Genomic DNA, 11,570 nt, shown 5'->3' with positions numbered 1-11,570 from the left:
GTTCTTTTAGCCTTTGAGTAGGTTCGCGTCGTCGACCGACGCGGATTTGCGGGCACGGAAAATCGTCATGATGATGGCCAGGCCGACGACGACCTCGCAGGCGGCCACCACCATCGTGAAGAAGGCGATCATCTGGCCGTCGAGGTGGCCGTGCATGCGCGCGAACGTGACGAACGCCAGGTTGACGGCGTTCAGCATCAGCTCGACGCACATGAACATCACGATGGCGTTGCGGCGCAACAGCACGCCCGAGGCCCCGATGGTGAACAGCAGGGCCGAAAGGTACAGGTAGTTGGCCGGATTCACGACGCACCACCTTTCACCGTGGGGCGTGTCTCCCGGACCTCGCCGCCGTCCGCGCCGCGGATCCGCAAGATGGGCGACACCGACAACTCCGAGTACGAGCCGTCGGGCAGCAGCGCGGCGACGTCGACCGCGTTCTGGCGCGCGTAGACGCCCGGATTCGGCAGGGGCGTGGGGCGCCCGCCGGCCCGGAAGCGCTCTTCGGAAAGCTCACGCTGGGTCTTGCGCCGCTCGAAGCGCTCCCGGTGCGCCAGCACCATCGCGCCGACCGCCGCCGTGATCAGCAGGGCGCTGGTCAGCTCGAAGGCCCACAGGTAGCGCGAAAAGATCAGCGCCGCCAGGCCTTCCACGTTGCCGTTGGCGTTGGCGGTGGTGAGTCCCACAAAACCACCGGTCGCCACGTTGCCGATGCCGGCCAGCAGCAGCACGCCGAACCCGACGCCCGTCAACACGGCCGCGACGCGCTGCCCGCGCAGCGTCTCCTTCAGCGATTCCGCGCTGTCCACGCCGATGAGCATCAGGACGAACAGGAACAGCATCATCACCGCGCCGGTATAGACCACGACCTGAACGACGCCGAGAAACAGCGCGTCCTGGATCATGTAGAACACCGCCAGGATGATCATGGTCATCGCCAGGAACATCGCCGAGTACACGGCGTTGACCGCGAGCACCACCCCGAGCGCGCCGATCAGCGCCACCGCGCCCAGCACCCAGAACGTGACCGCCTCGCCGGTCGAGGTGCGAACGATGGTCTCCGAGGCGAGCGTTGCGATCATCTTGTCTCCCCGGCGTTCTCGCGCTGGCGTAACCCCTGCGCGGTCACGTTGCCCAGGTAGTAGTCCTTGTCGGTGGCGCCGGGCGCCCTGGGGTGCGGCGGCGCGAGCATGTCCTGCAGCAGCGGGGCGAGCAGCCGGTCCTTCTCGTAGATGAGGTCGGCGCGGTTGTCGTCGGCCATCTCGTAGTCGTTGGTCATCGTCAGCGCCCTGGTCGGGCAGGCCTCGATGCACAGGCCGCAGCCGATGCAGCGCAGGTAGTTGATCTGGTACACCCGGCCGTAGCGTTCCCCCGGCGAATACCGCAGCTCCTCGGTGTTGTCGGCGCCCTCGACGTAGATGGCGTCGGCGGGACACGCCCAGGCGCACAGCTCGCACCCGATGCACTTCTCCAGCCCGTCGGGATACCGGTTGAGTTGGTGGCGCCCGTGATAGCGCGGCGCGACCGGGCCCGGCTTTTCGGGATACTCCTCGGTGACCCTCTTTTTGAACATCGACGCGAACGTCACGCCGAAACCTGCTACGGCGTCGAAGAAATTAGGCACGTGCTTTCTCCTTGCTCGCGCCGACTTTCTGCGCCGGCAGCGGCGGTGTCGGGAACGCCGGCCCGGTTGTTTCCGGGGCGGGGATCGACCCGCCCTGGCGGCGCAGCTCGCGCTCCATCGCGCGAATCGTCGGCGTGCTGAACGGTTTTCGCAACAGCAGCACCAGCACCACGGCGAAGACCAGGCTGCTGACCACCAGGACCGGCGTCCAGTGCGCGTACCCCTGGTTGCGCGCGGTGCGGATCACCGCCGCGATCAAGACCCACACCAGCGAGGCCGGAATCAGCAGCTTCCAGCCCAGCGCCATGAACTGGTCGTAGCGCAGCCGGGGCAGGCTGGCCCGCAGCCAGAAGTAGATGAACAGGAAGGTCCACATTTTGGCGGTGAACCAGAGCACCGGCCACCACCCGGTGTTGGCGCCCGCCCACATGTTCAGTGGCCACGGCGCGTGCCAGCCGCCGAAGAACATGGCGGTGGCGAGCGACGAGACCGTCATCATGTTGACGTACTCCGCCAGCATGAACATCGCGAACTTCAGCGACGAGTACTCGGTGTGGAATCCCGCGACCAGCTCGCCCTCGGCCTCGGGCAAATCGAATGGCGCCCTGTTGGTTTCACCGACCATCGAGATGAGGTAGATCACGAACGACGGCAACAGCAAAAAGCCGTACCAGACCCGGTCCTGCGCGCCGACGATCTGAGAGGTCGACATGGAGCCCGCATAGAGGAACACCGCGGCGAAGGACAGCCCCATCGCCACCTCGTAGGAGATGACCTGCGCGGTGGAGCGCACCCCGCCGAGCAGCGGGTAGGTGGACCCCGACGCCCAGCCGCCCAGCACGATGCCGTACACCCCGATCGCCGACAGGCCGAGGATGAACAGCACCGCGACCGGAAGATCGGTCAGCTGCAACGGCGTGCGGTGGCCGAACACCGACACCACCGGACCGAACGGGATGAACGCGAACGCGGTGAACGCCGGAATCGTCGAAATCACCGGCGCCGCAAAGTAAACGAACTTATCGATGCCGCCGGGGGTGATGCTCTCCTTCAGCGCCAACTTGATCCCGTCGGCCAGGCTCTGCAGCGCGCCCCACGGGCCGGCCCGGTTGGGGCCGGGCCGCAGCTGCATCCAGCCGAGGATCTTGCGTTCCAGCAGGATCGCGACCAGCACGTTCAGCATCAGGAAGACGAAGATGGCCAGTGCCTTGCCGAGCACCAACCACCAGGGATCGTGCCCGAAGGCGGACAAGGGGACGGTCATGTTCCCGCTCCGATCGCGACGACGCTGCCGGGGGTTACGCCCAATTTCCGGTGCACCGCCGAACCCGGCGAGTTCAACGGAAGCCACACCACCCGGTCGGGCATGTCCGTGATGGCCAGCGGCAGCATGATCGAGCCGCGTGGCGTGCTGACCGTGACGTTGTCACCGTCGGCGGCGCCGATCTCGGCGGCCGTTTCGGCCGACAGCCGGACGACGGGCTTGCGCGCGGTGCCCGCCAAATGCGGTTCGCCGTCCTGCATTCGGCCCTCGTCGAGCAGCAGCCGCCATCCGGCCAGCACGGCCTGCCCTTGCTCGGGGGTGGCCGGTTCCGGCGCCGCGACCTGCGGGTCGTCGGCGTGTCCGCCGTCCCAGGTGCCGAGGGCGGCGAGTTCCTCGCGGGCCTTCTCGACGGTGCTGGTGTTCAGGTAGATACCCATCTCGTCGGCCAGCGTGTCGAGCACCTTGTGGTCGGACTGGCCGGCCTCCCCGGTGGTGCCGCGCAGCGCGGGCGCGAACGCCCGGTAGCGGCCTTCCCAGTTGACGAAGGCACCGGACTTCTGCGTCGTCGGCGCGACCGGGAATACCACGTCGGCGCGTTCGGTGACGGGGCTGTGCCGCAGCTCGAGGCTGACGACGAAGCCGGCGGCATCCAGCGCGGCCAGCACCGCCTCCGGATCGGCGAAGTCGTTGGGTTCGATGCCGCCGACCAGCAGCGCCCCCAGGGACCCGTCGGCGGCGGCGGCGAGGATGCCGTCGGCGTCGCGCCCAGGCGCGGAAGGCAATTCGTCGACGTTCCATGCCTTCGCGACCTGTGCGCGGGCGGAGTCGTCGGCGACCGGGCGACCGCCCGGCAGCAGCGTGGGAAGCGCGCCGGCTTCCAGCGCGCCGCGCTCGCCGGCGCGGCGCGGCACCCACGCCAGCCGGGCGCCGGTGGCGTCGGCCAGGCGCGCCGCGGCGGACAGCCCGCCGGGCACCGTGGCCAGGCGCTCGCCGACCATGATGACCGCGCCCGGTTTCGCGAGCAGTTCACCGGCCTCGCCGGTGGCCAGCCCGTCCAGCGCGGCGGCTTCGGCGCCGGGAACGGTCTTGACCAACCGGCCCGACATCTTCGTCAGCGCCCGGGTGGCGAACGGCGCGATCGCGTACACCGGCAATCGGTGCTTGCGGGCGGCCTTGCGCAACCGCAGGAACACGATGGGCGACTCGTCCTCCGGCTCGAAGCCGACCAGCACCACCACGGGCGCCGACTCGAGGTCGGAGTAGCTCACGGTCACCGGCCGGCCCGCGACGCGGGCGGCCAGGAAGTCGGCCTCCTCCGCGGAGTGCGGGCGGGCGCGGAAGTCGATGTCGTTGGTGTCCAGCGTGATTCGAGCGAACTTGCTGTATGCGTAGGCGTCTTCCCAGGTCACCCGGCCGCCGACCAGGACGCCGGTGCGCCCGCGGGCGGCCTCGAGTCCCTGGGTCGCCGCCGCGATCGCGTGCGACCACGACACCGGCTGCAGCGTCCCGTCGGCGTCGCGGAGCAGGGGAGTGGTGATGACGTCCTGCTGGGTCGCGTAGTTGAACGCCCACCGGCCCTTGTCGCAGTTCCACTCCTCGTTGACCTCGGGGTCGTCGCCGGCCAGCCGGCGCAGCACCTTGCCGCGGCGGTGGTCGGTGCGCTGCGCGCAGCCCGAGGCGCAGTGCTCGCAGACGCTCGGGCTGGAGACCAGGTCGAAGGGGCGGGCCCGGAAGCGGTACGCGGTCCCGGTCAGCGCGCCCACCGGGCAGATCTGCACCGCGTTGCCCGAAAAGTACGAGTCGAACGGCTCGTTTGCGTAGATGCCGACCTGCTGCAGGGCGCCGCGCTCCTGCATGTCGATGAAGGGGTCGCCGGCGATCTGCTCGGAGAACCGCGTGCAGCGGGCGCACAGGATGCAGCGCTCGCGATCCAGCAGCACCTGCGAGGAGATGTTGATCGGCTTGGCGAACGTGCGCTTGACATCGGCGAAGCGGGAATCGGCCCGCCCGTTGGACATTGCCTGGTTCTGCAGCGGGCATTCGCCGCCCTTGTCGCACATCGGGCAGTCCAGCGGATGGTTGATCAGCAGCAGCTCCATGACGCCGTGCTGGGCCTTGTCCGCGGCCTCGGAGGTCAGCTGGGTGCGCACCACCATGTCGTCGGTGCACACGATGGTGCACGACGCCATCGGCTTGCGTTGTCCCTCGACCTCGACCATGCACTGCCGGCACGCGCCGACCGGGTCGAGCAGCGGGTGGTCACAGAACCGCGGGATCTGGATGCCCATCAGCTCGGCCGCGCGGATCACCAGAGTTCCCTTGGGAACCGAGATCTGGTTGCCGTCGATGGTCAATGTCACCATCTCCGGCTGGCTAACCCCGTCGCCGGTCTGAGGCTTGGCCGCCTGGGTCACTTACCACCTCCGTTGGGCACGAGCATCGAGTCGCGCGGGTCGAACGGGCAGCCGCCCCCCTCGACGTGGGCGACGTATTCGTCGCGGAAGTACTTGATCGACGACATCACCGGGCTGGCGGCGCCATCGCCCAACGCGCAGAACGACTTTCCGAGGATCGCGTCGGAGATGTCGAGCAACTTGTCGAGATCCTCGTGAGTGCCCTTGCCGGTCTCGAGCCGGGTGTAGATCTGGTCCAGCCAGAACGTGCCCTCGCGACACGGGGTGCACTTCCCGCACGACTCGTGCTTGTAGAAGTACGTCCAGCGCTGCACGGCGCGCACCACGCAGGTGGTCTCGTCGAAGATCTCCAGCGCCTTGGTGCCCAGCATCGAGCCGGCGGCACCGACGCCCTCGTAATCCAGTGGCACGTCCAGATGTTCGTCGGTGAGCAGCGGCGTCGACGACCCGCCCGGGGTCCAGAACTTCAGGCGATGCCCGGCGCGGACCCCGCCGGCGTAGTCGAGCAATTCGCGCAGCGTGATGCCGAGCGGGGCCTCGTATTGGCCCGGGCGGGTGACGTGTCCGGACAGCGAATACAGCGTGAAGCCAGGCGATTTCTCGCTGCCCATCGATCGGAACCATTCGACGCCGTTGAGAATGATCGGCGGCACGCTGGCGATCGTCTCGACGTTGTTGATCACCGTGGGGCAACCGTAAAGCCCGGCCACCGCGGGGAACGGTGGCCGCAGCCGGGGCTGGCCGCGCCGGCCCTCCAGACCCTCCAGCAGCGCGGTTTCCTCGCCGCAGATGTAAGCGCCCGCGCCGGCGTGCACCACCAGCTCCAGGTCGTAGCCGGATCCTTCGATGTCGCGGCCCAGATAGCCGGCGGCGTAAGCCTCGGCGACCGCGTTCTGCAGCCGGCGTATTACCGGCACCACTTCGCCGCGCACGTAGATGAAGGCATGGCTGGCCCGGATCGCGTAGGAGGCGATGATGGCGCCCTCCACCAACAGGTGGGGCGTCGCCAGCATCAGCGGAATGTCTTTGCACGTACCGGGTTCGGATTCGTCCGCGTTGACCACCAGGTAGTGCGGCTTGGCGGCCGGACCCGAGTCGCCCTGCGGGATGAACGACCACTTGGTTCCGGTCGAGAAGCCGGCGCCGCCGCGACCGCGCAGACCCGAGTCCTTCACGGCCCCAATCACCGCGTCGGGCTCCATCTTCAGGGCCTTCTTCAGCGCCTGGTAACCGTCGTGGCGCTGGTAGGTCTCCAGCGTGAACGACTTCGGGTCGTCCCAGTAGGCGCTGATGACCGGGGTCAGCGGGGTGGTCATGACTCGCCTCCGGGAGCCGGCGGGGCTTCCATGCCCTTCTCCTTCGCCACCTGCAGCCCGGCCAAAGTGGCCGCACCGGCGCCGCCCTGGCCTTCGTCGGGGCGCTCGTCGGGCAGGCCGGCCAGGATGCGCGAGGTTTCGCGGAACTTGCACAGCGCACCGCGGGTGGGAGCCTTGGGATTTCCGGACCGCAGCGAATCGACGAGTTCGCGTGCCGACTCCGGGGTCTGGTTGTCGTAGAACTCCCAGTTGACCATCACCACCGGGGCGAAGTCGCACGCCGCGTTGCATTCGATGTGCTGCAACGTGACCGAGCCGTCGTCGGTGGTCTCATCATTGCCGATGCCGAGATGTTCTTTGAGCGCGTCGAATACCGCGTCGCCGCCCATGACCGCACACAGCGTGTTGGTGCAGACGCCGACCAGGTAATCGCCGGTGGGGCCGCGGCGGTACATCGTGTAGAAGCTGCCGACCGCCGACACCTCGGCACCGGTCAATCCGATTTGCTCGCCGCAGAATTCGAGTCCCGCCGGTGTCAGGTAGGAATCCTCGGCTTGGACCAGGTGCAGCAACGGCAGCAGCGCCGAGCGCTTGTTGGGGTAGCGGCCGATGATCTCCTTGGCGTCGACCTCGAGGCGGGCCCGCACCTCGGGCGAATACGACTGCGGCGCACCCTCGGTCACGAACGCGTTGGGCTCCTCGGGCGGCGGTCCGAGCCGGATGAACACCGGCTGACCCTGCGGCCCGGTCATCGGTCCACCCCGCCCATCACCGGGTCGATGCTGGCGACCGCGGCGATCAGGTCCGCGACCATCCCGCCCTCGCACATCGCGGCGACGGACTGCAGGTTGGTGAAGGACGGGTCCCGGTAGTGCACCCGGTAGGGCCGGGTGCCGCCGTCGCTGACCATGTGCACGCCGAGCTCGCCGCGGGGCGATTCCACCGCTGTGTAAACCTGGCCGGCCGGAACGCGAATGCCCTCGGTGACGAGCTTGAAGTGGTGGATCAGCGCCTCCATGGAGCTGCCCATGATCTTCGCGATGTGCTCGGGCGAGTTGCCCATGCCGTCCGGGCCGACCTTCAGGTCGGCGGGCCAGGCGATCTTGCGGTTCTCGACCATCGTCGGCCCCGGCCGCAACTTGTCCAGACACTGCTCCACGATCTTGATCGACTCCCACATCTCCTTGACGCGAATGATGTAGCGCCCGTACGCATCACAGCCGTCGTCGGTGATCACGTCGAACTCGTAGTTCTCGTAGCCGCAGTAGGGCTCGCTCTTGCGCAGGTCGTGCGGCAGCCCGGTGGAACGCAGGATCGGTCCGGTGATGCCCAGCGCCATGCAGCCGGTCAGGTCCAGGTAGCCCACGCCCTCGGTGCGCGCCTTCCAGATCGCGTTTTCGTTGAGCAGCTCGCCCATTTCGCGCAGCGGTTGCTTCAGTTCTTTGAGGGCGTCGGCGATCTCGGTTTCCGCGCCCGACGGCAGATCCTGCGCGACGCCGCCCGGCCGGATGTAGGCGCTGTTCATCCGCAGACCGGTGATCGATTCGAACAGCTTCAGGACGATCTCGCGGCCCCGGAAGCCGACGAACATCGGGGTCATTGCGCCCAGTTCCATGCCGCCGGTCGCGAGCGCGACCAGATGCGACGAGATGCGGTTGAGCTCCATCATCATCACCCGGATGACGTTGACCCGCTCCGGGATCTCGTCGGTGATGCCGAGCAGCTTCTCCACGCCCAGGCAGTAGGCGGTCTCGTTGAAAAACGGTGACAGGTAGTCCATTCGGGTCACGAAGGTGACGCCCTGGGTCCAGTAACGGTATTCGAGGTTCTTCTCGATCCCGGTGTGCAGGTAGCCGATTCCGCACCGGGCCTGCGTGACGGTCTCGCCCTCGATCTCGAGGATCAGCCGCAGCACGCCGTGCGTGGACGGGTGCTGCGGGCCCATGTTGACGACGATGCGCTCGCCGGGGTCCGCGTTGCGGGCGGCGTCGACGATCTGGTCCCAGTCCTGGCCGCCGGCGACCAGGACCGTTTCAGCTTGAGTCATTAGTTGTAACCCCTGCGTTCGTCGGGCGGAGGTATCTGCGCGCCCTTGTACTCGACCGGGATGCCGCCCAGCGGATAGTCCTTGCGTTGCGGGTGCCCGTGCCAGTCGTCGGGCATCTCGATCCTGGTGAGCGACGGGTGCCCGTCGAAGATGATCCCGAAGAAGTCGTAGGTCTCGCGCTCGTGCCAGTCGTTGGTCGGGTAGACGCCGTACAGCGACGGGATGTGCGGATCACTGTCCGGTGCAGCCACTTCCAGCCGCAGCCGACGGTTGTGGGTGATCGACTGCAGCGGGTAGACGGCGTGCAGCTCGCGTCCCGTTTCGTGCGGGTAGTGCACCCCGTTGACGCCCAGGCACATCTCGAAGCGCAGCTCGGGTTCGTCGCGAAGCCGCTGCGCGACCTGCGGCAGCAGTTCGCGGCGCACGTGCAGCGTCAGCTCGTTGCGGTCGACGACGACCTTCTCGATCGCGTCGTCGAATTCGATGTCGTTGCGGCCCAGCGCTTCCGCCAGCCGGTCGGCGATGTCGTCGAAGTAGCCGCCGTAGGGCCGGGGGCTGCCGCCGGGCAGCGTGATCTCGCGCACCAGCCGTCCGTAGCCGGAGGTGTCGCCGCTGCCGCGCACCCCGAACATGCCGCGGCGAACGTCGATGACTTCCTCGTCGGCGGTGGGAACGGAGTCCCCCGCTTCGCTGGCCGCCACCGTCGGGTCGTGGTCGGGAGAGCTCATCGCAGCAGTCCGCGCATCTCGATGGTGGGCGTGGCGGCCAGCGCGGCCTGCTCGGCCTCGGCGATGGCTTCTTCGCGGTTGACGCCCAGCGGCATTTCCTGAATCTTCTCGTGCAGCTTCAGGATTGCGTGCAGCAGCATCTCGGGGCGGGGCGGGCAGCCGGGCAGGTAGATGTCGACCGGCACGACGTGGTCGACGCCCTGCACGATCGCGTAGTTGTTGAACATCCCGCCCGACGATGCGCACACGCCCATGGCCAGCACCCATTTCGGCTCGCCCATCTGGTCGTAGATCTGGCGCAGCACCGGGGCCATCTTCTGGCTGACCCGCCCGGCCACGATCATCAGGTCGGCCTGCCGGGGCGTGGCCGAGAACCGCTCCATGCCGAAGCGCGCGATGTCGAACCTCGGTCCGGCGGTTGCCATCATCTCGATCGCGCAGCACGCCAGCCCGAACGTCGCCGGCCACAGCGAGTTCTTGCGCACGTAGCCGGCCACCTTCTCGACGGTGGACAGCAGAATGCCACCGGGCAACTGTTCTTCCAGGCCCACTTCTACCTCAATCCCATGTCAGGCCGCCGCGGCGCCACACGTAGGCGTAGGCCACGAACACCGTCAGCATGAACACCACCATCTCGACCAACGCGAAGGTTCCCAGCGCGTCGTAGCTAACGGCCCAGGGATACAAGAACACGATTTCGATGTCGAAGACGATAAACAGCATTGCGGTCAGGTAATACTTCACCGGGAATCGCTGCCCGGCCGTCGCGTGCGGGCCGCTCACCGGGGTTTCCGTGGGTTCGATGCCGCATTCGTAGGCCGCCAGTTTCGACTTGTTGTAGCGCTTCGGGCCGGCGATGCTCGCGATCGCGACCGAGCCCACGGCAAAGGCGGCGGCTATCCCGCCGAGCACCAGGATGGGTATGTAGACGTTCAACTCGCTCCATGATCCGTCGTAATGTGGCCGCCTTCTCAATTGAGCGGGCGGCCAGGCGGTGACCGGGCTGCTGTGACGAACCGGGTCTGTGGCCCGTCACAGTGACTTTCAACATAGCGTCGTTGGCGTCGGCGCACGTGCTCGGGGTGGTGCTATTTGCCCGGTTTTAACGTCCCCGCATCCGGGCGAGTCGCCGCGGGGGTGCTGAGCACCCGCCCACACGGGCTAAGTTTCCGTGTCGGCGCAGGTGAGAGGGGTAATCGCTAGTGAGCGGGGGCGCGGAGCAACCCGAGCACCGTGCGGCCCAGCACGATGGGGTCCAGGGGATGCGGCACGGCCGCGTCGGCGCGCGACCAGGTGGCCAGCCACTCGTCGTCGCGGCGGCCGGTGAGAACCAGGATCGGCGGGCAGGTCTCGAGTTCGTCCCTGAGCTGTTTGGCGATGCCCATGCCGCCGGTGGGGGTCGCCTCGCCGTCGAGGATGGCCAAGTCGATGCCGCCCTCGTCCATCGTGCGGACCACCATGGGGCCGGTCGCCACCTCGACGTAGGTCAACTCGGGTAGGTCCGGGTGCAGGTGCGTGCCCAATGCGCGCATCACCCGTTCGCGGGTTTCGACGTTGCTGCTGTAGACGAGGATCCGCAGGGGGCTGCTGGAGTCGGGCACGCTCAGATGGTACTGGTGGCGCGCAAACCCTACCGGGGCGCCCGAACGAAGACCGCTTGCGCGGCCGCCGTCGCCGTCCGGCCGATCATGCCGAACCTGTTCCAGCCCAGGTCGAATCGGGTGAGATCGACCTTGGTTTCGCCGGAGACCCAAATCGACCCGTCGTCCAGCTCGGTGATCGTGACGGGCAGGGGCAGCGGCGCGGTGACGCCCTTGATGGTGAGGCTGGCCCGAAGGTCGGCGGCGCTGCCTTTGGTCGGGTTTACCGCGGTGACGACGACGCTGATCTCACCGAAACGCTCGACGTCGAAGAAGTCGGCCGAGCGCAGGTGCTTGTCGCGACGGCCGATGCCGGTGGACAGCGAGGCGGCGCGGATGTCGACGCGGCCGAAGATCGCGCCCTTGCCGGTGAGCTGCCCGTCGCCGGTGAACTCGCCGAAGCGGCCCTTGACGTTCAGCAGGCCCCAGAAGTTCCTGACCTTGAAGGTGATGGCCGAGCGATCGGGAACCAGGTTCCACACGCCGGCCAGGTCGGGATCGCTCAGCAGTATTTCCAGAGTCGTCATCGTCCTCCCC

At 67.7% G+C, this 11,570-nt stretch carries 13 protein-coding genes; all 13 read right to left on the bottom strand.

All coding sequences use genetic code 11. The annotated features are described in order from the left end of the window. Positions 1–6: 6 nt before the first annotated feature. The 13 genes from nuoK to AC5Y5E_RS01535 all read right to left on the bottom strand — a co-directional run bounded on the left by nuoK (position 7) and on the right by AC5Y5E_RS01535 (position 11,560). Positions 7–306: an NADH-quinone oxidoreductase subunit NuoK gene (gene nuoK / locus AC5Y5E_RS01595; protein WP_007168303.1), complete on the bottom strand. Its 300-nt coding sequence runs from the start codon at positions 304–306 to the stop codon at positions 7–9. Further along, positions 303–1,082, bottom strand: coding sequence for an NADH-quinone oxidoreductase subunit J (locus AC5Y5E_RS01590; RefSeq protein ID WP_499901245.1), 780 nt, complete (start codon positions 1,080–1,082; stop codon positions 303–305). The genes nuoK and AC5Y5E_RS01590 overlap by 4 nt, the downstream gene beginning before the upstream one ends. Next, the gene (nuoI, locus tag AC5Y5E_RS01585) at positions 1,079–1,624 is read right to left on the bottom strand and encodes an NADH-quinone oxidoreductase subunit NuoI (protein WP_499901244.1); all 546 of its coding nucleotides are present in this window, start codon (positions 1,622–1,624) and stop codon (positions 1,079–1,081) included. The genes AC5Y5E_RS01590 and nuoI overlap by 4 nt, the downstream gene beginning before the upstream one ends. After that, positions 1,617–2,876 (bottom strand): NADH-quinone oxidoreductase subunit NuoH, encoded by a 1,260-nt coding sequence (nuoH, locus tag AC5Y5E_RS01580; protein WP_499901837.1) that lies wholly within the window; start codon positions 2,874–2,876, stop codon positions 1,617–1,619. Before nuoH ends, nuoI begins: the two co-directional genes overlap by 8 nt. A gap of 8 nt (positions 2,877–2,884) precedes the next feature. Further along, on the bottom strand, positions 2,885–5,302 hold the full coding sequence (locus AC5Y5E_RS01575; protein ID WP_499901243.1) for an NADH-quinone oxidoreductase subunit G: 2,418 nt from the start codon (positions 5,300–5,302) through the stop codon (positions 2,885–2,887). After that, complete coding sequence (gene nuoF / locus AC5Y5E_RS01570) at positions 5,299–6,618, bottom strand: NADH-quinone oxidoreductase subunit NuoF (RefSeq protein ID WP_499901242.1); 1,320 nt, start codon at positions 6,616–6,618, stop codon at positions 5,299–5,301. The genes AC5Y5E_RS01575 and nuoF overlap by 4 nt, the downstream gene beginning before the upstream one ends. Next, positions 6,615–7,370: an NADH-quinone oxidoreductase subunit NuoE gene (gene nuoE / locus AC5Y5E_RS01565; protein ID WP_499901241.1), complete on the bottom strand. Its 756-nt coding sequence runs from the start codon at positions 7,368–7,370 to the stop codon at positions 6,615–6,617. Before nuoE ends, nuoF begins: the two co-directional genes overlap by 4 nt. Then, positions 7,367–8,665 carry an NADH dehydrogenase (quinone) subunit D gene (nuoD, locus tag AC5Y5E_RS01560; protein WP_499901240.1) on the bottom strand — a complete coding sequence of 433 codons (1,299 nt, stop codon included), beginning with the start codon at positions 8,663–8,665 and terminating at the stop codon, positions 7,367–7,369. The genes nuoE and nuoD overlap by 4 nt, the downstream gene beginning before the upstream one ends. Then, the gene (locus tag AC5Y5E_RS01555; protein WP_499901239.1) at positions 8,665–9,393 is read right to left on the bottom strand and encodes an NADH-quinone oxidoreductase subunit C; all 729 of its coding nucleotides are present in this window, start codon (positions 9,391–9,393) and stop codon (positions 8,665–8,667) included. The genes nuoD and AC5Y5E_RS01555 overlap by 1 nt, the downstream gene beginning before the upstream one ends. After that, positions 9,390–9,944, bottom strand: a complete 555-nt coding sequence (locus AC5Y5E_RS01550; RefSeq protein WP_499880146.1) for a NuoB/complex I 20 kDa subunit family protein — start codon at positions 9,942–9,944, stop codon at positions 9,390–9,392. The genes AC5Y5E_RS01555 and AC5Y5E_RS01550 overlap by 4 nt, the downstream gene beginning before the upstream one ends. 7 nt (positions 9,945–9,951) lie before the next feature. Next, positions 9,952–10,329: an NADH-quinone oxidoreductase subunit A gene (locus AC5Y5E_RS01545; protein WP_499880145.1), complete on the bottom strand. Its 378-nt coding sequence runs from the start codon at positions 10,327–10,329 to the stop codon at positions 9,952–9,954. Positions 10,330–10,592: 263 nt separating this feature from the next. Then, a complete protein-coding gene (locus AC5Y5E_RS01540; protein ID WP_499901238.1) occupies positions 10,593–10,994 on the bottom strand; it encodes an Rv3143 family two-component system response regulator in 402 nt (133 codons plus the stop codon). Positions 10,995–11,023: 29 nt separating this feature from the next. Next, positions 11,024–11,560: a YceI family protein gene (locus tag AC5Y5E_RS01535; protein ID WP_499901237.1), complete on the bottom strand. Its 537-nt coding sequence runs from the start codon at positions 11,558–11,560 to the stop codon at positions 11,024–11,026. Between the last annotated feature and the right edge of the window lie 10 nt (positions 11,561–11,570).

This window comes from Mycobacterium sp. NGS54 (assembly GCF_059812465.1).
Note: the sequence above shows the minus strand (reverse complement) of the source record. Positions and strands in the feature narration are given on the sequence as shown.